The sequence below is a fragment of the Nocardioides sp. F233 genome, from assembly GCF_057813895.1.
Genome location: NZ_JBVASH010000006.1, coordinates 281527 through 307120 on the forward strand (window position 1 = coordinate 281527; position 25594 = coordinate 307120).

The 25594-nt window shown below is 72.6% G+C and carries 24 protein-coding genes; 8 read left to right on the forward strand and 16 right to left on the reverse strand.

What is annotated here, in order from left to right; translation table 11 throughout:
* The first annotated feature begins 38 nt into the window (after positions 1-38).
* Entirely contained in the window at positions 39-692 is a 654-nt protein-coding gene (locus tag ACZYRU_RS22245) for a GNAT family N-acetyltransferase (RefSeq protein WP_488959276.1), read from the forward strand.
* Here ACZYRU_RS22245 and ACZYRU_RS22250 read toward each other — a convergent pair.
* The 8 genes from ACZYRU_RS22250 to ACZYRU_RS22285 form a co-directional block, all read right to left on the reverse strand.
* Positions 679-1428, reverse strand: coding sequence for a hypothetical protein (locus ACZYRU_RS22250; protein WP_488959277.1), 750 nt, complete (start codon positions 1426-1428; stop codon positions 679-681). The two genes, ACZYRU_RS22245 and ACZYRU_RS22250, sit on opposite strands and share 14 nt — an antisense overlap.
* Before the next feature lie 113 nt (positions 1429-1541).
* Entirely contained in the window at positions 1542-1871 is a 330-nt protein-coding gene (trxA, locus tag ACZYRU_RS22255; RefSeq protein ID WP_141796533.1) for a thioredoxin, read from the reverse strand.
* Between the two features lie 48 nt (positions 1872-1919).
* Positions 1920-2903 (reverse strand): thioredoxin-disulfide reductase, encoded by a 984-nt coding sequence (gene trxB / locus ACZYRU_RS22260; RefSeq protein ID WP_488959278.1) that lies wholly within the window; start codon positions 2901-2903, stop codon positions 1920-1922.
* 210 nt (positions 2904-3113) lie between these two features.
* Positions 3114-3896 carry a hypothetical protein gene (locus ACZYRU_RS22265; RefSeq protein WP_488959279.1) on the reverse strand — a complete coding sequence of 261 codons (783 nt, stop codon included), beginning with the start codon at positions 3894-3896 and terminating at the stop codon, positions 3114-3116.
* Between the two features lie 50 nt (positions 3897-3946).
* Positions 3947-4645: an RNA polymerase sigma factor SigM gene (sigM, locus tag ACZYRU_RS22270; RefSeq protein ID WP_488959280.1), complete on the reverse strand. Its 699-nt coding sequence runs from the start codon at positions 4643-4645 to the stop codon at positions 3947-3949.
* Positions 4635-6527 (reverse strand): protein kinase domain-containing protein, encoded by a 1893-nt coding sequence (locus ACZYRU_RS22275; protein WP_488959281.1) that lies wholly within the window; start codon positions 6525-6527, stop codon positions 4635-4637. The genes sigM and ACZYRU_RS22275 overlap by 11 nt, the downstream gene beginning before the upstream one ends.
* Positions 6528-6591: 64 nt before the next feature.
* Positions 6592-8289 carry a murein biosynthesis integral membrane protein MurJ gene (murJ, locus tag ACZYRU_RS22280; RefSeq protein ID WP_488959282.1) on the reverse strand — a complete coding sequence of 566 codons (1698 nt, stop codon included), beginning with the start codon at positions 8287-8289 and terminating at the stop codon, positions 6592-6594.
* The gene (locus tag ACZYRU_RS22285; RefSeq protein ID WP_488959283.1) at positions 8286-10517 is read right to left on the reverse strand and encodes a DUF6049 family protein; all 2232 of its coding nucleotides are present in this window, start codon (positions 10515-10517) and stop codon (positions 8286-8288) included. Before ACZYRU_RS22285 ends, murJ begins: the two co-directional genes overlap by 4 nt.
* A 91-nt stretch (positions 10518-10608) precedes the next feature.
* Between ACZYRU_RS22285 and ACZYRU_RS22290 the strand changes: the two genes are divergently transcribed.
* Positions 10609-12048, forward strand: coding sequence for a CCA tRNA nucleotidyltransferase (locus tag ACZYRU_RS22290; RefSeq protein WP_488959375.1), 1440 nt, complete (start codon positions 10609-10611; stop codon positions 12046-12048).
* Positions 12049-12055: 7 nt separating this feature from the next.
* On the opposite strand, the gene ACZYRU_RS22295 is transcribed toward ACZYRU_RS22290, so the two are convergent.
* Positions 12056-12811 carry an SDR family NAD(P)-dependent oxidoreductase gene (locus ACZYRU_RS22295; RefSeq protein ID WP_488959284.1) on the reverse strand — a complete coding sequence of 252 codons (756 nt, stop codon included), beginning with the start codon at positions 12809-12811 and terminating at the stop codon, positions 12056-12058.
* A 140-nt stretch (positions 12812-12951) separates the two neighbouring features.
* Between ACZYRU_RS22295 and ACZYRU_RS22300 the strand changes: the two genes are divergently transcribed.
* Positions 12952-13434, forward strand: coding sequence for an SRPBCC family protein (locus tag ACZYRU_RS22300; protein ID WP_488959285.1), 483 nt, complete (start codon positions 12952-12954; stop codon positions 13432-13434).
* Between the two features lie 31 nt (positions 13435-13465).
* Positions 13466-14431 (forward strand): endonuclease/exonuclease/phosphatase family protein, encoded by a 966-nt coding sequence (locus ACZYRU_RS22305; RefSeq protein ID WP_488959286.1) that lies wholly within the window; start codon positions 13466-13468, stop codon positions 14429-14431.
* A 148-nt stretch (positions 14432-14579) separates the two neighbouring features.
* Here the strand turns inward: ACZYRU_RS22305 and ACZYRU_RS22310 are convergent, their stop codons facing one another.
* Positions 14580-15665 (reverse strand): inositol-3-phosphate synthase, encoded by a 1086-nt coding sequence (locus ACZYRU_RS22310; protein ID WP_488959287.1) that lies wholly within the window; start codon positions 15663-15665, stop codon positions 14580-14582.
* Between the two features lie 74 nt (positions 15666-15739).
* A complete protein-coding gene (locus ACZYRU_RS22315; RefSeq protein WP_488959288.1) occupies positions 15740-16333 on the reverse strand; it encodes a PadR family transcriptional regulator in 594 nt (197 codons plus the stop codon).
* Positions 16334-16438: 105 nt separating this feature from the next.
* On the opposite strand from ACZYRU_RS22315, the gene ACZYRU_RS22320 reads away from it, so the two are divergent.
* Genes ACZYRU_RS22320 through ACZYRU_RS22335 form a run of 4 tightly spaced genes read left to right on the forward strand, consistent with a single transcriptional unit; the run spans position 16439 to position 21516 of the window.
* Positions 16439-17305: a hypothetical protein gene (locus ACZYRU_RS22320; RefSeq protein WP_488959289.1), complete on the forward strand. Its 867-nt coding sequence runs from the start codon at positions 16439-16441 to the stop codon at positions 17303-17305.
* On the forward strand, positions 17302-17805 hold the full coding sequence (locus tag ACZYRU_RS22325; protein ID WP_488959290.1) for a SigE family RNA polymerase sigma factor: 504 nt from the start codon (positions 17302-17304) through the stop codon (positions 17803-17805). The genes ACZYRU_RS22320 and ACZYRU_RS22325 overlap by 4 nt, the downstream gene beginning before the upstream one ends.
* Positions 17806-17829: 24 nt before the next feature.
* A complete protein-coding gene (locus ACZYRU_RS22330; protein ID WP_488959291.1) occupies positions 17830-20067 on the forward strand; it encodes a transglycosylase domain-containing protein in 2238 nt (745 codons plus the stop codon).
* 3 nt (positions 20068-20070) lie between these two features.
* Positions 20071-21516 carry a glycosyltransferase family 87 protein gene (locus tag ACZYRU_RS22335; RefSeq protein WP_488959292.1) on the forward strand — a complete coding sequence of 482 codons (1446 nt, stop codon included), beginning with the start codon at positions 20071-20073 and terminating at the stop codon, positions 21514-21516.
* On the opposite strand, the gene ACZYRU_RS22340 is transcribed toward ACZYRU_RS22335, so the two are convergent.
* Genes ACZYRU_RS22340 through ACZYRU_RS22360 form a run of 5 tightly spaced genes read right to left on the reverse strand, consistent with a single transcriptional unit; the run spans position 21474 to position 25581 of the window.
* A complete protein-coding gene (locus ACZYRU_RS22340) occupies positions 21474-22571 on the reverse strand; it encodes an alanine racemase (RefSeq protein ID WP_488959293.1) in 1098 nt (365 codons plus the stop codon). The two genes, ACZYRU_RS22335 and ACZYRU_RS22340, sit on opposite strands and share 43 nt — an antisense overlap.
* Positions 22571-23701, reverse strand: a complete 1131-nt coding sequence (locus tag ACZYRU_RS22345) for a lipid II:glycine glycyltransferase FemX (RefSeq protein ID WP_488959294.1) — start codon at positions 23699-23701, stop codon at positions 22571-22573. The genes ACZYRU_RS22340 and ACZYRU_RS22345 overlap by 1 nt, the downstream gene beginning before the upstream one ends.
* 29 nt (positions 23702-23730) lie before the next feature.
* On the reverse strand, positions 23731-24219 hold the full coding sequence (locus ACZYRU_RS22350) for a group II truncated hemoglobin (protein WP_488959295.1): 489 nt from the start codon (positions 24217-24219) through the stop codon (positions 23731-23733).
* A complete protein-coding gene (locus ACZYRU_RS22355) occupies positions 24216-24740 on the reverse strand; it encodes a hypothetical protein (RefSeq protein ID WP_488959296.1) in 525 nt (174 codons plus the stop codon). The genes ACZYRU_RS22350 and ACZYRU_RS22355 overlap by 4 nt, the downstream gene beginning before the upstream one ends.
* Before the next feature lie 43 nt (positions 24741-24783).
* On the reverse strand, positions 24784-25581 hold the full coding sequence (locus tag ACZYRU_RS22360; protein WP_488959297.1) for a deoxyribonuclease IV: 798 nt from the start codon (positions 25579-25581) through the stop codon (positions 24784-24786).
* Positions 25582-25594 lie beyond the last annotated feature (13 nt).

Here is a 25594-nt window from a genome sequence, read left to right on the forward strand (position 1 = left end):
CCGGTTTCCGGCTCGTTCACCGACGTACCATCGAGGACGTGGCCCGGACCACGGTCCCCCTCACCCTCGACCTGCTCGACGCCCTGTTCCGTGACGCGGACGCGCCGTGTCGTACGTGCCTGTTCTGGGAGCGCGAGCCGGTGCACCGCCAGCGCCTGGACGCCGAGGAGCGGGCGGCCGAGAAGGAGGCCTGGGTCTCCGAGCTGCTGCGCGAGTGGGGGTCCTGCGGCCGGGTCGCGCTCGTCGACGGCCGGCCGGTGGGGTACGTCGTCTACGCGCCGGCCTCCTACGTGCCGGGTGCGGCCGCCTTCCCCACGGCCCCGGTGTCCGCGGACGCCGTGCTGCTGACCACGGTCTGGGTGCGCCCGGACCACACCCGCGGCGGGATCGGACGGCTGCTGGTCCAGGGCATGGCGCGCGACCTGGTCGGGCGCGACGGGATCCGGGCGGTGGAGGCCTTCGCCCGCACCGGGCGCCGTCTGCCGGGCCGGGTCCCCGAGTGCGTCGTGCCCGCGCAGTTCCTGGCCCGGGTCGGGTTCAAGACGCAGCGCGCGCACCCGGTCACGCCGCGGATGCGGATGGAGATGCGCTCGCTGGTCACCTGGCGTGGCGAGGTCGAGGCCGCGTGGGAGCGGCTCGTGGGCGTCGTACGACGGCCCAAGCACGCCCCGACGCCGGTCAGTCGGCGCTGACCGGCTCCAGCTCGGACACCTTCGCCCGCCAGGTCCCGCCGACCAGGGTCATCGCGACCCGGAGCCGCTGGTCGTCGGTGACGGCCAGCACGGTCGCCGTGGTGCGGTCGTACGACGCCACCCCGGCGGCGAGCACCTCCCCCGGCACCTCTCCCGACACCGCGTCCGTGGCCGCGGCGAGCAGGTCGACCCGCGCCCGGTCGGGCTCCTCGAGGTGGTCGACGGGAGCGTCGACCGGCGCCAGGTCGTCGACCCGCCAGCTGCCGCGGTCGCGGCGCAGGTGCAGCAGGAGGTTCTCCGGGTCGGCGTCGGCCCGGTCGACGAGGACCAGGACGTCGGCCTGCTCGCGGTCGATCCCGATCAGGCCGGTACCGACGACGGTGGCGGTCGTGACCGGGTCGGAGGCGTTGCCGACCGTGCGCCGGTAGACCCGCGCGTAGCGCGGGGTCATCAGCGCGTTCGGGTCGGCGACCTGCTCCACGACCTGCTCCGTCGCGGTCGCGGCGGCGCTCAGTACGGCCGCGCGCTCGTCGTCGTCGACCGTGAGGGGTACGGCGACCGGTGCCGTGCTGGCGGTGGGCAACGGCGCCGTGACCTCCGGTGGCGGTACGTCGCGGTCGGTGAGCAGCAGCCCGAGGACCACGGCGACGGCGACGACGAGGAGGACGGCGAGCACGCGGACGAGCACCTGCTTGAGGTCCGGTGGGCGCCGTCGTACGGCCGAGTGGTTCCCCATGAGTCCTCCGGTCTTCGGTCGGGAGCGAGGACATTCTGGGGGCTGCGCACCCACCCCGGTGGGGGAATGCGAAAGCCCCCGGCCAGATGACCGGGGGCTCTTGCGGGGGAACGTCAGGCGATGAAGTCGGCCAGCTCGTTGAGGATCGCGGCCTTCGGGCGGGCACCGACGATGGTCTTCACGACCTCGCCGCCCTGGTAGACGTTGATGGTCGGGATGCCGGTGACGCGGTACGACGCGGGGGTGACCGGGTTCTCGTCGACGTTCATCTTGAAGAACGTGATCTTGTCGCCGTGCGCGCCGGCGATCTCGTCGAGGATGGGGGCGACCTGGCGGCACGGACCGCACCACTCGGCCCAGAAGTCCACCAGGACGGGCTTGTCGGACTTGAGGACCTGCGCGTCGAACTCGGCGTCGGTCACGGCGGAGATGTTGTCGGCCACGGGGGCTCCTTCGGAACTTGGTTGAACGTAACGTCTGTGGACTTGAACCTACGCGTTGGCCGGGGCATTCCCGGCGGTCGCGGCGGCGTGGTCGAGCTCGGCGATGTAGCGCTCCGCGTCGAGGGCGGCCGAGCAGCCGGTGCCGGCGGCGGTGATCGCCTGGCGGTAGGTGTGGTCGACCAGGTCACCGGCGGCGAAGACGCCGCGGATGTTGGTGGCGGTCGAGCCCGGCTGGACCAGCACGTAGCCGTTGTCGTCGAGGTCGACCTGGCCCACCAGCAGCTCGGAGCGCGGCTCGTGGCCGATCGCGATGAACAGGCCGGTCGCGGGCAGCTCGGAGGTCTCGCCGGTGACGGTGTCCTTCAGGGTCAGCGACTCGAGGGAGTCCTCGCCGTTGATGGACTCGACGACGGAGTTCCACACGATCTCGAGCTTCGGGTCGGCGAAGGCGCGCTCCTGCATGATCTTCGAGGCGCGCAGCTCGTCGCGGCGCACGATCAGGGAGACCTTGGAGCCGAAGCGGGTGAGGAAGGTGGCCTCCTCGACGGCGGAGTCGCCGCCGCCCACGACCGCGATGTGCTGCTCGCGGAAGAAGAAGCCGTCGCAGGTCGCGCAGTAGGAGACACCGCGGCCCGACAGCTTCTCCTCGTTGGGGAGGTCGAGCTTGCGGTAGCCGGAGCCGGTGGACAGGATCACCGCGCGGGCGGTGTAGGTGTCGGTGGCGGTCTTGACGATCTTGATGTCACCGGTGAGGTCGACCTCGACCACGTCGTCGGCGATCAGCTCGGCGCCGAACCGCTCGGCCTGGGCGCGCATCTCGTCCATCAGCGCCGGACCCTGGATGCCGTCGCGGAAGCCGGGGAAGTTCTCGACCTCGGTGGTGTTCATCAGCGCACCGCCGGCGGTGACCGAGCCCTCGAAGACCAGCGGGTTCAGCTGCGCCCGCGCGGCGTAGATCGCGGCGGTGTAGCCGGACGGACCCGAGCCGATGACGATGACGTTGCGGGGCTCGGGCGTGGCGGACTCGGACATGGGACTCCCAACAGGATCTGGCCGGCGGGCCGAGGATCGGGTACGACGGACACTTCGACAACGAGATCGTAGGCCGCCAGATTCCCGCGCGCCCGTCCCGGTCCAGCGGGGGGTTTCGATACGCGCGTCGCGACCTCGTGCCTCGGTCGCGGCGCTACTCGACCTTCGCGCCTGCCCGCGGCCCTCGCAAGCTCGGTCCCGCGGGCGCTCTCAGCCGGTGGCGGCGAGCGAGGTGGAGTGCATCACGTCGCCGGTGCCGCAGGCGAGCACCTCGGCGACCTGGGTCGACCCGACGGGCGCACGGAAGGCGACCACGGCCGGCTTGCCGTCGTACTCGATGCCGACGAGGTACCCGGCGCCGAAGGCGGCCGGGTCGCACATGAAGTCGGCGGGCGCGGTGAGGGTGGTGCCGGAGTAGTCGGCGGCGCTGGGGTGCGGCAGCGCGACGTGCTGGAGGGCGACCAGGTCCTCGCGCAGGTGGGCGATCCGCACCTCGCGCAGAGGCTGGTCGGTCGGCACCCGCTGTGCCTCGACGAAGAGCCGCTCCTGGTCGGCACCGGGCACTGCCGCCGGCTCGGGAGCGTCCTTGAGGGCGCTGGCGCCGGAGCTGTCGGACGGGGCGCCGCGGGCGGAGTCGTCCTTGGCCGCCTCGCTGGCCGCGGTCAGGTCGTCCTGGCCCTGCTGGTCCGTCACGATCCCGACCCCGACCGCCACCACCGCGACGGCCGCCGCGGCGCCGAGGAGCATCCGGACCCGGCCGCGTCGGCGGCGTGCCGCCTCGTCCAGGGGTACGACGACCGCCTCGGGGTGCGACTCGTGCACTCCCCCGAGCGGACGGGTGCCGGAGGTGCGCTCGGCTGCGAGGCCGGCGATCACACCGTCGATCCGCGTGGCGACGTCCGCCGGCATCGGCACCGGACCACCAGCGTCCGCGAGGGCGCGTCGGACGGCGGCCTCCTCGGCGGGGGGCAACGGCTCGTGGGCGTCGTTCATGTGGGGGTTCCTGGCACAGGGGTGGGGTCCCGGGTGGGACGGGTGGGTGATCAGTCGACGGCGGTCCCGGCGGGTGGTCCGCGGGGCGTCACCGATCCGACGTCCGGGCTGCCGGACGGGTTCCCTGCGGCGTGCGGTGGGGGGTCCGCGTCGTCGTCGGTGAGGTCGAGCACGTCGGCCAGCAGCACGGCCAGCCGGGCGCGGCCGCGGGAGCAGCGGCTCTTGACCGTGCCCTCGGCGCAGTCGAGGATCCGGGCGACCTCGGCGACGGGGTAGCCCTCCATGTCGACGAGCACGATCGCGGCCCGCTGCTCCTCCGGCAGGGTCCGCAGCGCGGTCAGCACCCGTTCGCGCCGCTCGACCACGACGCCGTGCTCGGCCGGGTCGGTCGCAGCGCCGGCGGTCTCGCGGTGCCGGTGGCCGGCGTGGAGGTCGTCGAGGTCGTCGGGGAGCGGCTCGGCCCGGCGTACCTTGTCGGCGCGCAGGCGGTCGAGGCAGGCGTTGACGACGACCCGGTGCAACCAGGTCGTCACGGCGGCGTCGCCGCGGAAGGTGGCGGCGCGGCGGAACGCGGAGACCAGCCCGTCCTGCAGGGCGTCGGCAGCCGTCTCGGGGTGCCCGCAGGTGCGCAGCGCGACGGCCCACAGCCGGTCGCGGTGCCGCGCGACGAGGGTGCCGAAGGCCGTGGCGTCGCCCGCGACGTGCGCAGCGAGCAGCTCGTGATCGCTCAGCGCGTCGTCACTCACCACGGACCACCACCTCGGAGACCTCGGCCCGGAAGCCACCGGAGACCTCCGGCAGGGCCGTCCACCACAGGACAAGGTAGCGAGCCCTCACCGGGTCCGCGGGAGTCAGGGTGAGCCGGCCGCCGCCGTTCGCGGTGGCGACGGGAGTGCCGGTGGGTGCTTCTGCGGGAGCGGCGGCGCCGTCGACGGCGTACACACCGACGACGTCAGGGGTCATCACGCCCTCGTCGACCATGCGGACGTCGACCGAGGTCACTGCGCGCACCTGCCCCAGGTCGAGGACCAGCCCGACGCCGGTCTTCAGGCCGGTCGGACCGAGCTGGTCGAAGTAGGTGTCGGTGCGCCAGCTGGACCCCGGGTCGCCGTCGACCGCGTCGCCGGCCAGCGAGCCGTTCTCGTCGCCGTCGGTGCCGAGCGGGTCGAAGGCGGTGGCCTTCACCCCGTCGATGACCGCGGCCCGCCCGGCGGTGGTCTCGGCCGTCGTCGGCGTCTGCTTCGGCTCGCCGCCGAGGACGGTGCGGCCGCGGCCCAGGTTGAACGCGATCGCCACCGCCACCAGCAGCAGCACCGCCAGCGCGACCGCCATCGCCAGCCGCAGCCAGCTGCGGCCGGGCACGGTCTCCAGGCTGTCGGTCGAGTCCTGGTCGTCGTGGCCGGTGTCGGTGTCCCACGGCCAGAAGCCGGTCGGGGTGACCCCCGGGGGCGGTGCGCCGGGCTCGGGCTCGGACGGCACGGACGGCACCCGGCGTCGTACGCCGCCCGGCGGGTCGGGCGCGAACAGCGGCCGCTCCGGCAGGTCCTCGAACGGGGGCGGCGGGGGCGGCGGCGTGCTGCGGGTGCGCAGCCACGTGACGTCCTCGTCGTCGCCGAACACCGGCATCCCGGCCTCGGTCGGCAGCTCGGTCACCAGCGGGATGGGCGGCTCGTCCTCGGGCTCCGCGACGGGATCGGGCTCGGGATCGGGCTCCGGGGCCGGCGGTACGACGGGGATGTCGTCGCGCGACGCGTCGTGGGGCAGCGGGTCGGCGAGCGCGGGCAGCCAGACCGGGCGCAGCTCGTTGATCGGCGGGATCGCACGGGCCAGCCGGGTCGGGGCCCCGGCCGGGTCGCCCACGAAGGCGAGCAGCTCGCCGGCGATGCCAGCGGCGGAGGACACGTCGGGGTGCTCGGAGCTGCGGCGGCGCCAGCGGGGCTGGGCGCCGCGCTGGTCGAGCTCGCGCCACAGCACGTCGAGCGGCTGCGGCACGCCGGCCACGACCTGGCGCGGGCTCAGCGTGGTGTCGTTCTCGCGGGGCGCGGCCGGCACGATCGATCCGGACGGGCCCGGCCAGGTGCCGGTGAGGGCACAGTGCAGCAGGCCGCCGAGGTCCTCGAGGTCGCCCTGGACGTCGCCGGGCGAGAGGCCGTGCAGCGCGGCGTCGACGCACATGCCGATGATGCGTACGGCGCCGTACCGGTCGATGAGGACGTTCTCGGGGTTGAGCCGGCCGTGGGTGACCCCGGCGGCGTGCGCCCGGGAGAGGGCGTCGGCGACGTCGGCGACCAGCCAGGCGGCGTTGCGCGGGGTCAGCGGGCCGTCGTGGGTGACCAGGATGTCGAGGGAGATGCCGGTGCCCCACTCGTTGACCACGAAGCAGCGCCCGTCCTCCTCCTCGGCGTCGAGGACCCGCAGGATCCGCGGGTCGAGCACCTGGGCGGACGTGCGGGCGGCCTCGACCAGCTCGTGGGCGCGCGGGTCGTCCTGGGCGATGACGTGCAGCGCCACGAATCGCTCGAGGACCCGGTCGTGGGCACGCCAGAACCGTCCCCCGCCGCTCTCGCTGAGGAGGTCGATCAACCGGTAGCGGCCGGCGAGGACATCGCCCGACCGCGTCGACGTCGCCACCTCGATCCCCCTGCCGATCCGCCCTCGAGTCCCTCCGGTCACCTTAGTCCTGACCGGATCGGATCTAGCGGCGGCTCAGCCGCCGGCCGACGGTGTCGGCGACCGACGTCACGTCGTCGAGCCCGAGCGGGCGCGCGATGCCGAGCAGCGCGGCTCCGGCCCCGGCGCTCACGACGGCCACCTCGAGCGCCGCCCACAGCCAGTGCGGGTGCGCGCCGACCAGCTCGACCACGGTGTCGGTCACCACGATGTCGAGGAACCGGGCGACCACGAACACGACCACGCTCGCCGCCAGCAGCCGCACCAGGAAGCCGCGCCGGTGCCACACCGCACCCTTCGGCATGCCACCGCGCCGCAGCGTGCGCAGCAGCACGGCGGAGGAGAGGCTCGCGCCGACGGTGTACGCGCCGCCGTACGCCAGCACCAGCATCGGCGAGGTGTCCCACGGGTCGACCCGGCTGACGAACAGGACGGCGAGCCCGATGTTGGTGGCCGCGATCGCGCACTGCACGAAGAACACCAGCTTGTTGAGCTCGAGCGCGTAGAACCCGCGCAGCACCAGGTAGTGGACGGTGAACGCGACGACCGCGAAGCCGAAGAGCACCATCGACGACTCGAACCGGTGGACGTACGGCGCCGTCGCGCCGTGCCCCCACACGACCTGGGCCAGCGGGAGCGCGATCGAGGGCAGCAGCGCCGCGAACGGTACGACGACCGACAGGGCCGTGCGCAGCGTCGAGCCGAGGGTGGTGGCGAGCCGGCCCATGTCGCCGGCGGCCGCGGCAGCGGAGAGCCGCGGCAGGATCGCGGTCGCCAGGGAGACGGTGATGATCGAGTGCGGGACCATCGTCACCAGCATCACGTTCGAGTAGATCGTGATGCCGGTGCCGTCCTCGGCGGCGGCGGTTCCGCCCGACGCGAGGCGCACCACGACGACGTACGCGATCTGGTTGACGACGACGAAGAGCACCGTCCAGATCGCGAGGTGCAGGGTGTGGCCGAGCCCGACCCCGCGCCAGTCGAACCGGGGGCGCACCCGCACCCCGGCCGCACGCAGGTAGGGCAGCAGGATGAGCAGCTGCGCGGCGATGCCGACCGTCGAGCCGATGCCGAGCAGGGCCTCCTGACCGGACGTGAACGCGCCGCGCTGCTGGGCGGGCGTGGCCGGTCCGAACGCGACCAGGTAGGCCACCAGCACCGCCACCGAGATGACGTTGTTGGCGATCGGCGCCCACATCATCGGGCCGAACCGGCCGCGGGCGTTGAGCACCTGCCCGACCAGCACGAACATGCCGTAGAAGAAGACCTGCGGCAGGCAGAAGCGCGCGAAGTCGATCGCCGACTGGCGCTGCTCGGTCAGCTCCGGCGTGTTGTAGCTCGGCACCAGCACCTGCATCACCAACGGCGCCGCCACCACGAGCAGGATCGTCACCAGGCCCAGGAAGCAGGCGGCGAGGGTCATCACCCGGTTGACGTACGCCGCGCCGCCGTCGGGGTCGTTCTTCATCGACCGGACCAGCTGCGGCACCAGCACCGCGTTGAACACCCCGCCCGCGAGCAGGATGTAGAGCATGTTCGGCACCGTGTTGGCCACGGTGAAGATGTCGGCGTGCAGCGAGATGCCGAGCGCCGCGGCGAGCAGGGTCGAGCGGATGAAGCCGCTGAACCGGGACACGATCGTGCCGGCCGCCATCACCGCGGTGTTGGCGAGGATCTTCTTCTGCTCCCCGCCGGCCCCGGTCGCGCTGTCGGGCTCGCTCACGCAGTGGCTCCGTCGGTCGGCTCGGCGGCGTCGCTGCCCTGACCGCGGGAGCGGAACCGGCGGACCAGGCGGATGCCGATGGCGACGAACAGGATGCCGGCTCCGGTGCCGATGATCGCCCAGATCACCACCCCCACCTGGCCGGAACGGATCGGCAGCTCGTCCTCGGCACCGATCGGCGTACCGTCGGCGTCGGTGAGGCGGAGGCGGACGTTGTGGACGCCGGTGCCGTGCATGTCGGCGCTGATCGGGACCGACGAGCGGCTGTTGGCGGCCAGCACGATCGGGTTGGCGGCCTTGATGGTGGCGTCGGAGTCGGTGGCGGCCTCGATCCGCACCGTCACGGCGTGGTCGAGGGTGTTGGCGATCGCGACGTTGAAGCTGCCGGAGCTGCTCGACAGGGTCACGCCCTGCGGTGCGTCGAGGGTGACCATGTCGAGCTGGTCGGTGACCCAGTCGCGCGAGCGGCCCAGCCGTGGGGCGGCGTCGGAGTCGCCGCGCATGGCGTACGACGTCCCGGCCAGCGCCTCGCCCACGAGCGTGTCGCCGATCGCGTAGCCGTCGCCGAGGATGCTCTGCAGCGAGCGGCCGGCGCGGATGAGGGCGCCGGCCTCGCTGAACACGCTGCTGTCGAGCTGCGCGGAGACCTGGCCCTCGGGGTAGGTGAGGTCGTCGGGGTCGATCGGGTCGTGGGTCCCCGGGGCGTCGCTGTCGGCGATCGTCGGCAGCGAGACCAGGGACACCAGCGAGGGGTCCAGCTGGGACCAGAACTCGGAGGCGTCGGCCGCGTCGATGGTGGACGGGAGGACGTCGACGATCGGGGCCGGCGGGTCCTCCCCGGCGGCGAGGATCCGGACGGTCGCCTCGCTGAGCAGTCGCTGGCGCAGGGCGACCGGGGCCAGCGCGCGGTCGGGTCCCGGGCCGCCCTTGGCCGTGGCGGTGGCGGTGGGCACGATCGTCCGGCTGCCGACCCGGCCGCCGGCCGGCGGGCCGTCGGGGTAGTCCTCGGCGCCGAAGGCCTGCTCGCCCAGCAGCACGGTCGCGTCGTCGTCGACCTTCTCGATCGCGGCGGCGTCGAGGTAGCCGTTGCGGGACGCGACGACCGGGGTGCCCTCGACGCCCCACGCGCTCAGCGTCGGCGAGGCGTGCTTGCGGGCGGTGTCGTACAGGCTCGGCAGGTAGCGGGCCGCGGAGGCGAGGTCGGGGTCGCCGTACGGGAGCAGCGCGACGGTGTCGTCGGGCAGCACGGTGCCGGCCTTGTCGAGCCAGCTCTGCGCGGCCCGGACGAGCGTGCTGTCGGGCTGGAGGGTCGCGCCGCCGACGTCGGCCCCGTCGTCGCCACCGTCGCCTGCGTCGTCGCTCTCCGACTCGCTGGGCGAGGGGCTCTCGCTCCCGTCCGGCGGCTTGACGGGCGCGACCGGCGCGATCTCGCGGATCGGGTTGCCGGCGGCGAGCTGGCTCACCGCGTCGGGCAGCGCGGGGTCCACCAGCCAGGTCACCGGCCGGGTGTTGCTGGTCGCGCCGAAGGCGAGGGGGCCGCCGAGCGTGCCGTCGGGTGCCAGCGCCTCGTCCCACCAGCTGGTGCGGCCGAGCTCGCCGTCGGCCGAGTGCGCGACCCGGCCGCGCAGGGGCACCACGACGGCGGTCTCGACGGGACCGCCGGCGCCGGGGGCGACGTACGGGAGGAAGGTGCGGGCCCGGCCGTCGGCGATGTCGTCGCGGCCATCGGTGTTCTCGCCGAGCGCGTGCACGCCGAACCAGTAGACGCCGGTCGTGGGGTTCGGGAACTGCAGCCGGAGCACCCGCTGCGGGATCCGGATCGTGTAGTCGGCGGACTCGCCGGGGCCGAGGGACCCGGCCTCCGCGCGGACCGCGAGGTCCTGGGTGTAGCGCTCGCCGACCTGGGCCTCCGGGTCGGTGGCGACCGCATCGGTCAGCTCCTTCTCGGTGGTCATCGCCGGCGCGCTCGACCCGAACATCGGGTAGAGGTTGACCCGCTGCCAGGTCTCGAGGTCGACATTGGTCACCGTGCCGCTGATGACCAGCGGGCCCTTGGTCGGCAGCACCCCGGGGGTGAGCGCGTCGATGCTGACCTCGAGCGGCGGGTCGTACTCCGCGTGCTTCGGCGCCTTCTCGGGAGCCGCGTGCGCGGGCGCCGCGGGGGCGGCGACGCCGAACACGAGAGCGGTCGCCAAGCCTGCGAGCAGGCGAGAACGACGGCGGACCACGGACCGAGGGTAGTAGGGGGCCCTGTGCGGCTCGCGCCTAGACTCTCCGGTCGTGACGGACACGCCCGACCAGACACCGACCGGTGCCCCGATGAGACTGGTCGACGTGCAGGCCGCGGTCGCCGCCGAGCTGGACCGGATCGCCCCGGTGATCGACGAGCTCGGTGCGCTGTTCGCCGCCGCGGGCCACGAGCTGGCGCTCGTGGGCGGCCCGGTGCGCGACGCGATGCTCGGCCGTCGTTCCAACGACCTCGACTTCACGACCTCCGCCCGTCCCGAGCAGACCGACAAGATCCTCAAGGGCTGGGGCGACGCCTGGTGGGACATGGGCCGCGACTTCGGCACCATCGGCTGCCGCAAGGGCGACTGGGTGGTCGAGGTGACGACGTACCGCTCCGAGGCCTACGACCCCGACTCCCGCAAGCCCGAGGTGCAGTACGGCGACAACCTCGCCGGCGACCTCGGCCGGCGCGACTTCACCGTCAACGCGATGGCGGTGCGGCTGCCCAGCCGCGAGCTGGAGGACCCGTACGGCGGCGTGGTGGACCTCGCGCACCGCGTGATCCGCACCCCCGGCACCCCCGAGCAGTCCTTCTCCGACGACCCGCTGCGGATGATGCGGGCCGCCCGGTTCGCCGCCCAGCTCGGCTTCGCGGTCGACCCGTCGGTCGTCCGGGCGATGACCGAGATGGCCGACCGGATCCAGATCATCTCCGCCGAGCGGGTCCGCGACGAGCTGGTGAAGCTCGTCTGCGCCCCCCACCCCCGGCTCGGTCTGGAGCTCCTCGTCGAGACCGGCCTCGCCGACCGGGTGCTGCCGGAGCTGCCCGCGCTCAAGCTCGAGCGCGACGAGCACCACCGCCACAAGGACGTCTACGAGCACACCCTCACCGTGCTCGAGCAGGCGATCGACCTCGAGCCGCGCCTCAGCACCCGCGGCGACATCCCCGCACCCGACTTCGTCTCGCGCTTCGCCGCGCTGATGCACGACGTCGGCAAGCCGAGGACCCGGCGCTTCCAGGACGACGGCGTGGTCACCTTCCACCACCACGACGTCGTCGGCGCCAAGCTGACCCGCAAGCGGATGAAGGCGCTCAAGTTCAGCAACGAGCAGATGGACGCCGTCGGCGACCTGGTCGAGCTGCACCTGCGCTTCCACGGCTACGGCTCGGGCGAGTGGACCGACTCCGCCGTACGCCGCTACGTCCGCGACGCCGGCACCCAGATCGAGCGGCTGCACGTGCTGACCCGTGCCGACTGCACGACCCGCAACAAGAAGAAGGCCGACCGGCTGCGTCGTACCTATGACGACCTGGAGGCCCGGATCGACCGGCTCTCCGCCGAGGAGGAGCTGGCCTCGATCCGCCCGGACCTGGACGGCAACCAGATCATGACGATCCTGGGCATCGGTCCGGGCCGCGAGGTCGGCGAGGCGTACAAGTTCCTGCTCGAGCTGCGCCTCGACAACGGCCCGATGTCCGAGGAGGACGCCGCCGCCGCGCTGCGGGAGTGGTGGGCCGCGCGCGGCTGACGCGCTGCTACCAGGGCACCGGACCGGCGGCGTCGAAGAAGCTGCCCGACGGACCGGCGTCGTCCAGGAGCGCCGCCCGTGCCACGACCTCGGCCGCCTCGTCGGCCGACGTCGGCGCGGCCGCCCGGTTGTCGGGACCGCCGAGGTCGGTCTGCACCCAGCCCGGGTACACCGAGTTCACCTTGACCGGCGTGCCCGCCAGCTTCTTGGCCAGCGCGATCGTGAGCCCGTTGAGCGCCGCCTTCGACGACTGGTAGGCCGGCACCACCAGTGAGTGGTACGGCGACGCCGGGTCGAGCTGGTCGGTCAGCGAGCCCATCCGGCTCGACACGTTGACCACCCGACCCCGGTCGGAGTGCACGAGCAGCGGGAGCACGGCCGCCGTCACGGCCACGGCGCCGAGCACGTTGGTGCGGAAGGTGCGCAGGAAGAGGTCGGGATCGAGGGGATCGACCGCGTCGGTCGCGGTCGCCTCCGGCAGGATGCCGGCGTTGTTGACGAGGATGTCCAGTCGGCCGTGCTCGCGCCGGATCCGCTCGGCCGCGTCCCGCACGCTCGCGTCGTCGTCCACGTCCAGGGGCACGGCACTGGCCCACACCCCCGCCTCGCGCAGGTCGGTGACCGCGGCCCGGGAGCGGTCCGCGTCGCGCGCGCCGATCACCACCGTCACGCCCTCCCGTCCGAGGCGGTGGGCCGTCGCGAGGCCGAGGCCGCGGTTGCCGCCGGTGACCAGGGCGACCTTCTCGTTCGTCGTTGTCGTCATGCGTCCAGCCTCGCGGGACCGGACCGGCCGGGTCTGGCGGCATTCGGACGTCGCAGCGTGTGCTCGGCGTCACATACCGTCGGTCTGCTACCTGCGGGTAGGTTGCCCGGGACCGCCCTGTTCCCACGGAAGGCACCACCATGGCCGACACGTACGAGAAGCTGCTCGAGGACTCCATCGAGATCTCCGCCCCCACCGAGAAGGTGTGGTCGCTCGTCACCGACATCCCGGCCATGTCCAAGTGGAGCCCGCAGGTCGTGAAGTCGACCGTCCGTGGCGGCGTCGTCAAGCAGGGCGCGATCTTCAACAACCTCAACAAGCAGGGCATCAAGCGCTGGCCGACCGGCGGCAAGGTCGTCCGGTTCCAGCCGCCGAGCGCCTCGACGCCCGGTGACTTCGCGTTCCGGATCCGCGAGAACCGGACCATCTGGTCCTTCGAGCTCGCGCCGACCGCCGACGGCGGCACCCGGCTGACCGAGCGCCGCGAGACCCCCGACGGCATCTCCGGCCTGTCGATGATGCTGACCAAGGTCGTCCTCGGCGGCCAGAAGCCGTTCACCGACGAGCTGCGCCGCGGCATCCGGCAGACCCTCGAGCGGATCAAGGCCGAGGCCGAGGCCTGAGCCTCACCGCGCGTCTGGTCTGATGGGGCGCGTGACGGAGGGCAGCCGGGCGACGAAGGTCGCCACCGTGGCGGTCGCCGCGGTGGTCCTGGTCGCGGTCGTGGTCGTGCTCCTGCTGCAGGGTCCGACGCAGCAGCCGGGCAGTCGGCCTAGCGAGCCGGTCACCACGGTGCCCCCGCCGCCCTCCTCGGGCCCGACCCCCACCCGGACCGAGCCGCCCCCGCCGTCCCCGACGCCGCCCACGACGGTCCCGCCGACCTGCCCGACGCCTGCGCCGGTCCAGCTGACGGTGCTGACCTTCAACATCCACTTCGGCACCGCACACAACGGCCGGGTCGAGCTCGACCGGATCGCCGCGGAGATCCGCGGCTGGAAGCCGGACGTCGTCCTGCTCCAGGAGGTCGACAAGGGCCGCCCGGTCAGCGGCAACCTCGACCAGGCCGCGGTCCTCGGCACGAAGACCGGCCTGAACCACGTGTACGGCGGCAACTCCCGCAACACCGGCGCCGGCCCCCGCGGCAACGCGATCCTGACCCGGTTCCCGATCACGTCCGCGACCAACACGCACCTGCCGATGGCCGGCGGCAAGGAGCTGCGCGGGCTGCTGCACGCCCAGCTCGACGTGGCCGGCGTACCCGTCAGCATCTATGCCAGCCACTTCGACCACCGTGGCCGCAAGGCCCGCAGGGTCCAGGCGAGGACCGTCGTGCAGATGATGGCCGCCGACCCGCTGCCCAAGCTGTTCGGCGGCGACCTCAACACCGGCCCCGACTCCCGCCCGATCGCCATCCTCAAGGGCTCCGGCCTCGGCGACTCCTGGGCCGTCGGGTCCGGCAAGGGCGCGACCGTCCCCGCCGACCGCCCCGGCAGCCGGATCGACTTCATCCTCCACGACGGCTGGTTCTCGCCCGTCCAGGCCGAGGTGCTCTTCTCCGCCGTCTCCGACCACCGCGCCGTGTGGACCCGGATGCAGCTGCAGCCCCCGCCCGCCTGCTGACGCGAACCGGGTCGCGGGACCCGTCCGGGACCCCGACTTCGCCGACCCAGGGTCCGCCGTCCGGCGCCTGCGGCGCCCCGCCGGCTGAAATGCGCAACGGCCCGGCTCGCGAGTGCGAGCCGGGCCGGAGCCGGTGGAGCTGGGAGCGTCAGACGCCCTTGATGAAGGCCTCGAGCTGGGCGCGACCCTCGGTGTCCTCGATCTGCACCGGCGGGCTCTTCATGAGGTACGCCGACGCGGGGATGATCGGGCCGCCGACGCCGCGGTCCTTGGCGATCTTGGCGGCGCGGACGGCGTCGATGATGATGCCGGCCGAGTTCGGGGAGTCCCAGACCTCGAGCTTGTACTCGAGGTTGAGCGGGACGTCACCGAAGGCGCGACCCTCGAGGCGGACGTAGGCCCACTTGCGGTCGTCGAGCCACGCGACGTAGTCGGACGGGCCGATGTGGACGTTGCGGTCGTCGGCGCCGACGCCGGCCAGCGGGCCGTTGAGGTTCGACGTGACGGCCTGGGTCTTGGAGATCTTCTTGGACTCCAGGCGCTCGCGCTCGAGCATGTTCTTGAAGTCCATGTTGCCGCCGACGTTGAGCTGGTACGTGCGGTCCAGCACGACGCCGCGGTCCTCGAACAGCTTCGCCATCACGCGGTGGGTGATGGTGGCGCCGACCTGCGACTTGATGTCGTCACCGACGATCGGGACGCCGGCGTCCTCGAACTTCTTGGCCCAGACCGGGTCGGAGGCGATGAAGACGGGGAGGGCGTTGACGAAGGCCACGCCGGCGTCGATCGCGCACTGGGCGTAGAACTTGTCGGCCTCCTCGGAGCCCACCGGGAGGTAGGAGACGAGGACGTCGACCTCGGCGTCCTTGAGCGCCTGGACGACGTCGACCGCCTCGGCCGCGGACTCCTCGATGGTCATCCGGTAGTACTTGCCGAGACCGTCGAGCGTCGGGCCGCGCTGGACCTCGACACCGAGGGTCGGCACGTCGGCGATCTTGATGGTGTTGTTCTCCGAGGCGTTGATGGCCTCGGACAGGTCCTTGCCGACCTTCTTGTCGTCGACGTCGAACGCGGCGACGAACTGGACGTCGCTGACGTGGTAGTCGCCGAACTGGACGTGCATGAGCCCCGGGACGGTGCTCGCGGCATCGGCGCCCCGGTAGTACTGCACGCCCTGGATGAGGGACGTGGCGCAGTTGCCCACGCCGGCGATCGCTACTCGAACCGAACCCATGGGGTTTCCTTCCTTGGTACTCATGACATCTCGTGAATGATCAGGTGCTGACCTGAACCGTGGTGCGGTGCCGGTCAGGACGGCGTCGACGGTGCTGCTGGGGTCGGCGTCTCCGGTCCGGGTGGTGCCTGCTGGCCGCTGCGCTCGGCGTTGATGAGCTCCGAGAGCCACCGGACCTCACGCTCGACCGACTCCACCCCGTGACGCTGCAGCTCGGCGGCGTACCGGTCGGCCTCGGCCTGCGTCATGGCCAGCTCGCGCTGGACGCGGTCGAGCCGCTCCTGGAGCCGGGAACGGCGTCCTTCGAGGACGCGCAGCCGGATCTCCATGTCGGTGGAGGAGAAGAACCGGAACCGGATGTCGAAGTTGTCGTCCTCCCACGCGGCAGGACCCACCTCCGACATCAGGCGCGAGAACTCCTCGGTGCCCAGGTCGGTCACCTTGTAGACGATCCGCTGCCGGCGGGTCTGGGGACCCGAGGGCACGGTCTCCTCGATGAGGTTGCCGCGGAGCATCTTCTTCAGCGCGGGGTAGAGCGAGCCGTACGACAGCAGCCGGCCCCAGCCCAGCATCAGGTTGAGCCGCTTGCGCAGCTCGTAGCCGTGCATGGGTCCCTCGTGCAGCAGTCCGAGGACTGCGAGCTCGATGGTGTCCCCGCGCCGTGCCATGCGACCTATCGTAGCGATATATCCGCGGGACGTGAACTTCCGATGGATCGGGAGTGTCGTTCGGGGTCGGAGCAACCCTTCTCCGGCTCGCTACGTACAGGGAGCATGAGCACGGACGTGTGGGACGAGGTGGCGGCCGCCCTCGAGGCCGGGTACGGCGACGAGCCGCCCCCGCGCCCCGCGGCGGCGTACGTCGCGACCGGCCGGCGCCGGCAGCGCAACCGTCGGCTGCGGTACGGCGCGGCCGGGGCGCTCGTGGCGGCCGCGGCGATCAGCGTCGCCCTGCTCCCGGACGGGTCCGGGCCGCGCAGCACCCCGGACCCGACGCCGGTGGTCCAGCAGCCGTCGCCGACCCCGGTCGCCACGGCCACGGTGGAGCCCACCGAGAGGATCTCCGACGTGCTGAGTCCCGGCCAGCACGCCGGGTACGACGCCGGGGGCGCCGTCGTGCTCCGGCGCGGCTGGCGGATCGAGCGGGAGGTGCCGGACCCGCTGCACCGGGTCGCGCCCGACGCCTCGGTCGGGCTGGTCGTGACGAACGGCGAGGAGACCTACTGGTACCTCCTGGACCACACCGCCGACGGCGGCGGGGCGTCGTGGGACCCGGCCGGCACCATGCACGCCCGGTTCGACCAGTGGCTGGCCGACATGGTCGACCTGCAGACCGGGACCGAGCCGGCGGCGTACGTCACGTTCGCCGACGGGAGCGACGAGCTGGTGCCCGGGGTCGGCGTCCGGATCCTGCGGCAGTGGCCGGACCCGGACGTCCCCGGCTTCGCGGGGCCCGGCGACGACAGCGCGGTCGCGAAGGTGGTCCTCGACGGTCGGGTGTCGTTCGTGCTGGCGCGGCGCTCCCCCGGCGGCCCGACCGAGGCGATCCCGGTCGACGTCGGCGTGCTGCCCGAGCCGACGCTGACGGCCCTCCTCGCCTACGCCCGCGACCGCTACGCCTCCGGTGAGGGATTGCGGTGAGCGGTCGCCAGGAGCGGGACGCCGCGTTCACCGCGTTCGTCGAGACCCACCAGGTCCGGCTGCGCCGGATCGCGTACGCCGTGTGCGGCGGCGAGTGGGACCGGGCCGAGGACGTGCTGCAGACCGCGCTGGCCAAGCTCTACGTGAGCTGGCCGCGCCTGCACGCGGCCGGCACCGAGCTGGCGTACGTGCGCCGGATCATCGTCAACGCCGACCTCGACGAGCGGCGCCGGCCGTGGCGTCGCGAGCGGCCGGGGCTGGAGGGCCACGACCCCGCGGCCCGGCCCGGGCTGGGGGTCGACGAGCGCGCCGACCTGCTGGCCGCGGTGCGTTCCCTGCCACCGATGCAGCGCCGGGTGGTCGTGCTGCGGCACTGGCTCGGATTGTCGGTCGCCGAGACCGCCGCCGAGCTGCGGATCGCGGAGGGCACGGTCAAGAGCCAGTCGTCGCGCGCCCTGGCAGCGCTGCGTGGACAGATCTCCGGGAATCGGGTCGGCTGACACCCGCGCCGTACCCTGTCCTGCGTGGTTCAGGGAAAACGGAAGACCGGCGCGCCGACCAAGAAGTCGAAGGCGCGCTCGAAGGACCGCACGCCGCGGACCTGGAAGCAGCGGCTGAAGCGGTACACGATCTGGGGCCTCATCGCCTGCGTGGTGATGGCGCTGCTGGGTGCTGCCGGCTTCTTCGTCGCCTACCGGTCGATCGACATCCCGGACCCCAACGCGGAGTTCCTCACCGAGACCACGCAGGTCTACTACTCCGACGGCAAGAGCCAGCTCGGCCAGTTCGCGGTGCAGAAGCGTGACTCGATCGACTACGACGAGATGCCGCAGTTCGTGAAGGACGCGGTCGTCGCTGCCGAGAACCAGACGTTCTGGACCGACAACGGCCTCGACCCCAAGGGCATCCTGCGGGCGGCGTTCAGCAACGCCCAGGGCAACTCGACCCAGGGCGCGTCGACGATCACCCAGCAGTACGTCAAGATCCTGTACCTCACCCAGGAGCGCACCTGGAAGCGCAAGCTCAAGGAAGCGATCCTCTCGCTCAAGGTGAAGAACCAGCTGAGCAAGCAGGACGTGCTCGAGGGCTACCTGAACACCATCTACTTCGGTCGCGGCGCCTACGGCATCCAGGCCGCGGCGCAGGCCTACTTCGCGAAGGACGCCGCGGACCTCAACCTGAAGCAGTCCGCCGCCCTGGCCGCGATCCTCAACAACCCCAACGGGCTCGACCCCGCCGACGGCGACGACGTGGCCCAGCGCCTGCTCGGCCGCTACCAGTACGTGCTCGACTCGATGGGCAAGATGGGCACCGCCCCCGCCGGTGAGGTCTCCCAGGCGCGCGAGGCGCTGCCGAAGTTCCCGAAGATCAAGCAGAGCGAGCAGTACGGCGGCCAGCGCGGCCACGTGCTGACGATGGTCCGTAAGGAGCTCAGCAACCTCGGCTTCAGGGAGGAGGAGATCAACGGCGGCGGTCTCCAGGTCACCACCACCTTCACCAAGAAGGCGATGGCCGCGGCCGCCGAGGGGGTCGCCGAGCAGCGCCCGGAGGGCTTCGGTCCCAAGCAGCTGCACGTCGCGGTCGCCTCGGTCCAGCCGGGAACCGGAGCGGTGCGCGGCTTCTACGGCGGCCAGGACTACCTCGAGTCGCAGATCAACTGGGCGGTCGCGGGCGGCCAGGCCGGTTCGACGTTCAAGCCGTTCGCGCTCGCCTCGGCGATCGAGTCCGGCTTCGAGCTCAAGGACACCTTCGACGGCAACTCGCCGTACGACCTCCCGGGCGGCGGGCGCCCGATCGAGAACCAGGGCAACCACAGCTACGGCCGGGTCAACCTGATCAAGGCCACCGAGGACTCGATCAACACCGCCTACATCGACATGACGCTGTCGATGCCCGACGGCCCGAACCAGATCATCAGCACCGCCAATGCGATGGGCATCCCGCCGGCCGAGCCGGCCGACCCGGCGTACGGCATCCCGACCTCGAGCCCGGGCCTGCAGCCCAACACCGGCGTCTCGCTGGGCTCGCAGACGGTCAGCCCGATCAACATGGCCAACGGCTACGCGACCATCGCCAACCGCGGGGTCGCCGCCGACGCCTACATCATCGAGAAGGTCGTCGACCGTGACGGTGTCGTGCGCTACGACCACAAGGTCACCACGCACGACGCGGTCCCCGAGGGCATCGCCGACGACGTGGGCTACGCCCTGCAGCAGGTCGTCAAGTCCGGTTCCGGTACGGCGGCCCTGGGCCTGGACCGCCCGGCCGGCGGCAAGACCGGCACCGCCACCAACGGCAACGGCGAGGTCTCCTCGGCCTGGTTCGTCGGCTACACGCCGCAGCTGGCGACCGCGGTGATGTACGTGCGCGGCAAGGGCAACGAGGAGCTCAAGGACTGGCTGCCGTCGTACTTCGGCGGCGCCTATCCCGCCAAGACCTGGACCGCGGTCATGCTGCGTGCGCTCGACGGCACGGACGTCGAGGACCTGCCGCCGGCGGCGTACGTCAAGGGTGAGGCGCCCGACGACGGTCACGAGTACGTCCCGCCGCCGCCCCCGAAGCCGAAGAAGACCAAGAAGCCGAAGAAGACGAAGACGACGGAGGCTCCCCCGACGGAGCTGCCGCCGCCTCCGCCGCCGACGACTGAGATCCCGCCGACGACGGAGCCGACGACGGCACCGCCGACCACAACGCCGCCCACCCAGGGCGGACCGATCCTCGGCGGCCCGGGCGGCGGCAACAAGCCACGGGTCCGGCCCTGAGCCGTGACGCACGTCCACCCCACCCGTGACGACGCGGTCGTCACGGCGCTGAGCGAGGTCGTCGGCGGCCCGATGGGCGACCACGCGCGGCCGCACCGGTGGTGGACGCCGGCGCGGGTCCTGCTGCTGCTCACCGCCGTGGTGTTCGCGGCGGGGCTGGTGCAGAAGGCCCCGTGCTCGCTCGCGGAGGGACGCGACCAGAACTGGGTCTACTCCCACATGTGCTACACGGACCTCAAGCCGCTGTACGTGCCGCGCGGGATGGCCGAGCACACCTGGCCGTACTCCGACGACGCCCAGACCCGGGCGCGCTACGAGGTGATGGAGTACCCCGTCGGCATCTCCTACTGGGCGTGGGGCACCGCGTGGGTCACGCACTGGCTCAACGGGTCGCCGGACGTCGCGGCCCGCTACAAGGCGCCCGTCTCCGACCTGTACGCCGACCCGGAGGTCCACGACGAGGAGAACATCTTCCTCCTCGTCAACGCCGTCGGCTTCGCCGCGCTCGCGCTGCTGGCGACCTGGCTGCTGGCCGGGGTGAACCGGTCCCGGCCGTGGGACGCGGCGGCCTTCGCCGCCTCCCCCGCGCTGCTGCTGACCGGGCTGATCAACTGGGACCTGCTCGCGGTCACCCTGGTGGCCGGCGCGCTGTGGGCCTGGTCGCGCGAGAAGCCGGTGCTCACGGGCGTGCTGATCGGCCTCGGCACCGCCGCCAAGCTCTACCCGCTGTTCCTGCTCGGCGGGCTGCTGGTCATCTGCCTGCGCCAGCGCCGCGTCGGGCGCTTCGCCGTCGCCGCGCTGTGGGCGGTGGTCGCGTGGGTGGTGGCGAACGCGCCGGCGTACCTCACCGGTCCGGACCAGTGGAAGGTGTTCTGGTCGTTCAACGCCGAGCGGAAGGCGGACCTCGGGTCGCTGTGGCTGCTCGTCGACCAGGCCGGTGACCTCGGCATCTCGGCGCACACGATCAACGTGTGGTCGTGGGCGCTGTTCGGGGCCTGGTGCGTCGGGGTGTTCGCGATCGGGATGACCGCGGGCCGTCGGGGGCCGGTGGCGATGGTCCCGCGCCTCGCGCAGCTGGGCTACCTGATCGTGGTCGGCTTCCTGCTGGTCAACAAGGTCTACTCGCCGCAGTACGTCCTGTGGCTGCTCCCCCTCGCCGTGCTGGCCCGGCCGCGCTGGCGCGACCAGATCGTGTGGCAGGCCAGCGAGGTCTTCTACTTCTGCACGGTCTGGTGGTATCTCGGCGGCTACCTCGCCCCGGCCGGTGGCGGCGACGCCGGGTTCTACTGGGTCGGCATCGTGGTCCGGGTGCTCGGCGAGCTCTACCTCGCCGCGGTGATCGTGCGCGACCTCTACCGGCCGGCCCACGACCCGGTCGCGCTCGAGCGGGTCGAGCCGGGCCGGGCTCAGTCGGTGACGACGACCCGGTCGAACGAGGTGGCGGTGTAGCGGACCCGGACGTCGACGTCCTCGCCGACCTCGGGCACCCGCGCGCCGTGCGGGACGAACAGCATCGAGGCCTGCATGTGCGGCGGCTCGGCGAAGAGCCGCTGCTTCCCGTCGATGGCGTACGGCGAGCGCACGAACCCGACCGCGTCGAGGCCGCCGCGGGCCAGGGTCGCCGCGCGCGCCTTGATCGACTGCTCCCCGGTGGGCGCCTCGAGGCCGATGCCGTGGGCGGTGCCGCCGCTGACCACGAGCACGTGGCCGGACTTCGGGGCGGTGCGGCCGCGGTAGCCGAACGCGTCGCCGCGCTCGACCGGGTGCACGTCGAGGACGGTCGCGGTGACCCGCAGGGCGCCGCGGTCGCCGAGCCAGAGGCCGGTGCCGATCCGGGGGCGGAGCGTGAAGTCGCCGTACTGGCTGCGCAGCGTGGTCAGCTCGGCGTCGGTGAGGTGGCTGACCCAGACCTCCGGGGTGCCGCGGGTGGGGACCTCGGCGGCGACGAAGTCGTTGACCAGCCGGGTCACCTCGCCGAGGTGGGTGCCCTGCCCGAGCGGCAGGTGCAGGGCGAGGCCCTCGACCCGGGCGCCGGGGTGCTTGCGGAGCAGGTCGCCGGCCTCCCACAGCTCGCGGGCGGCCATGCCGTGACGGCGCATCGAGGTCATCCGCTCGAGCACGATCCGCGCCGTCGGTTCGGCGTGCAGCAGGTCGCGCAGGTCGCTGAGCCGGCTGACGGTGTGGACCAGGCGCCGGCTCGTCGCGGCGTCGGGCAGCGGCACCCACGGGCGCCACGGGGTGAGCACCAACAGGTCACCGTGCCAGCGCTGGGCGACCTCGGGCAGCTCGTCGTACGTGCCGACGGCGAGGGTGCGCACGTCGTGGCCGCGCTCGGCCAGCCACTGCGCCTTGCGGGCCAGCCGGCCCAGCGTGAAGCCGTAGCCGTTGCCCTTGGCGACGGGGACGATGCCGGGCTGCGCGTCGGCGACCGCCTCGAGGTGGGCCCGCCAGCGCGGGCCGTCGACGGTGAGGGTCAGTCCGCCGGCCGAGCCTGTCGAGACCATCAGCCCCTCCGCTGCAGGTAGACCTGGAACGCCTTGTAGAGCGCCCGGTTGATCGGCAGGTCCCACTCGCCGGCGTACTCGACCGCCTCGCCGCCGGTGCCGACCTTGAACTGGATCAGGCCCACGTGCGCGTCGTCGGCGTCGAGGGTCTCGGTGATGCCGCGCAGGTCGTAGACGGCAGCGCCGGCGGCGACGGCGTCGCGGATCATCGCCCACTGGATCGCGTTGGAGCCGCGGACCTCGCGCTTCTCGGTGGACGAGGCGCCGTAGGAGTACCAGGCGTGCTCGCCGACCCGGATCGCGATCGTCGAGGCCACCAGGTCGCCGTCGTGGCGGGCCAGCCAGAGCGTGAACCGCTCGTCGCTGTCGGCCTGCAGGGCGTCGTGCATCGTCTCGAAGTAGCGCAGCGGCCGCGGCGTGAAGTGGTCGCGCTGGGCGGTGTGGACGTAGAGCTCGTGGAACGCCTTCAGGTCCTCGCGGGTGCCGCGGGTGACCTCGACGCCCTCCTTGGCGGCCTTCTTGATGTTGCGGCGCCAGAGCTGGTTCATGCCCTTGAGGACTTCGTCCTCGCTCAGCTGGGTGCCGTCGGTGGAGCGGAGCGGGATCTGGAAGACGAACTGCGGCTGCCCGGCGGCGAAGCCGCCCTCGACCCCCTGGTGGCGCCAACCGAGCTCGTGGAGCTGGGCGACCACCCGGGCACCCGCGGGGGTGCGCTCGGCGGGCGGGATCTCGCCGAGGAGGCGGACCGCCGGGTCGGCGATGCCGTCCTTGACCTGTGCGGTGGTCCAGCGTCGGGTGACGACCGGCGGCCCGATGCGTACGGCGAACGCGCCCTGCTTCTTGAGGTGCCGCACCATCGGGTCGAGCCAGGAGCCGAGGTCGTCGGAGCTCCAGTCGATGACCGGCCCCTCGGGCAGGTAGGCGAGGTAGCGGTTGAGCTTCGGCAGCTTCCGGTACAGCACCAGCGCGACGCCGACCTGCTTCCCCGCGTCGTCGAACCACCCCAGCGACTCGCTGCGCCACTCGCCCTTGACCTGCGCCCAGCCGGGCGTCTGCAGGAAGCTGGCGGACGGCAGCGTGGCGAGGTGGTCGCGGTGCTCGGTCGGGCTGATCGGGCGCACGCTGGGCATGGGACCAACCTATCGGGAGGTGGGGCAGCTCAGACGGTCGGCCGATCCGGCTGCCAGGGCGGGGTCTGCCCCCACTGCCACACCGGGACGTCGGCGGCGTCGATGGCCGGCGGGTCCTCGCCGGAGTAGACGAGCGCCATCCGGGTGCCCCACTCCAGGTAGTAGACGAACACCGCCCGGAACTCCGGGTCGGTCGGCAGCCCGACCTCGTCCGCCGCGTCGAGCAGCAGCTGCACCCACCGCCGTCGCTGCTGCTCGGTGATGCCGCGGCCGAGGTGCTGCCGTGCCATGTGCGGGTGGCCGCCGCGGTGCGCGGTGTAGCCGGCCGGGCCGCCGAAGACCTCGGCCAGCCACACGGCGACGTGCTCGGGGTGCTCGGCGTCCATGCTCGCGAACACCGGCGCCAGCACCGGGTCGTCCGGCACCCGTGCGTAGAACACGGTGGTGAGGCGGCGCAGGGCGTCCATGCCGCCGGCCCACTCGTAGATGCTCGGCGTCGCCGGGTCCGGCTGGCTCACCGGGCGTCCGGCCCCTGGGCGCGCACCTGCTGGACGTGCTCGAGCGAGTCGCGCAGCTCGGCCAGCCAGTCGTCGGCGTGCTGCTGGACGAGTCGGACGCACCAGGCCAGGGCCTCGCTGCGGCTGCGGGCGACGCCGCCGGCGATGAGGGTGTCGAGGACGGCGCGCTCGGGCTGGCGCAACCGGGTCATCGCCGGCACCGCGAGGTGGGTGAACAGGGCCCGGGTGCCGTCGCACTCGACACCCCAGGCGACCTTCTGGTCGTACTGGCGCTCGGCCTCGCGGGCGATGGCGATGCGGGTGTCGCGGGTGCGCTCGCGGAACTCCTGGATGCGGCCCTGGGCGGCGGCCTCGCGCTCGGTCGCCGAGACGTCCTCGGCGAGCTTCGGGGCCGCGATGCGGCCGATGACGGTGATCTCCTCGCGGTCGACGGTGACCTCGACCAGGGACTCGAAGAGGTCCTCCGGCAGTCGGCCCACGAACCAGCCGCGGATCTGGTCGCGCTGCTCTGTCGTAATCATGTAATCGAGATTACGCCGGATCCGCCGGTGCGCAAGAGGCTCGTCAGAGCCGCTCGCGCAGCCAGGCGAAGTCGGCGACGTGCTGCTCGGCGCCGCCCGGCGTCTCGCACACCACCGGCGCACCAGCGTCGCGGACCACCTGGGCGAGCAGGTCGGGGTCGATCTGGCCGGCGCCGAAGTTGGCGTGCCGGTCGGCCCCGGAGTCGAAGGCGTCGCGGCTGTCGTTGGCGTGGACCAGGTCGATCCGGCCGGTGATCGCGAGGACGTCGTCGACGATCGTCTCCAGCGCGTTGCCGCCGGCGTGGGCGTGGCAGGTGTCGAGGCAGAAGCCGACCATGTCGGCACCCTCGGCGGACGCGATCGCGTCCCAGGTGCCCTTGATCCGCTCGAGGTAGCGGGTCATCGCGTTGGTGCCGCCGGCGGTGTTCTCGATCAGCAGCGGGATCTTGATGTCCGTCGCCTCGACCGCCTTGCGCCAGTTGTCGAAGCCCTTCGCCGGATCGTCGTCGTCGGTGACGTGACCGCCGTGCACGATCAGGCCCTTGGCGCCGAGCTCGGCCGCGGCGTCCATGTGCTGTTGCAGCAGCTTGCGGCTGGGGATGCGCTGGCGGTTGTTGGTCGTGGCGACGTTGATCAGGTACGGCGCGTGCACGTACAGGTCGACGCCGGCCTCCTCGGCCGCAGCGCGGAGGGCCGCCGGGCCGCCGTCGTACGACAGGACGGGTCCCTTGTAGGACTGCGGGTTGCCGAGGAAGAACTGCACGAGCGGGGCGTTGCGGGCCGCCGCCTCGGCGATCGGGTCGGTCTGGTCGACGTGGGCTCCGATGCGCAGCTCGCTCATGGGAGCCACGGTA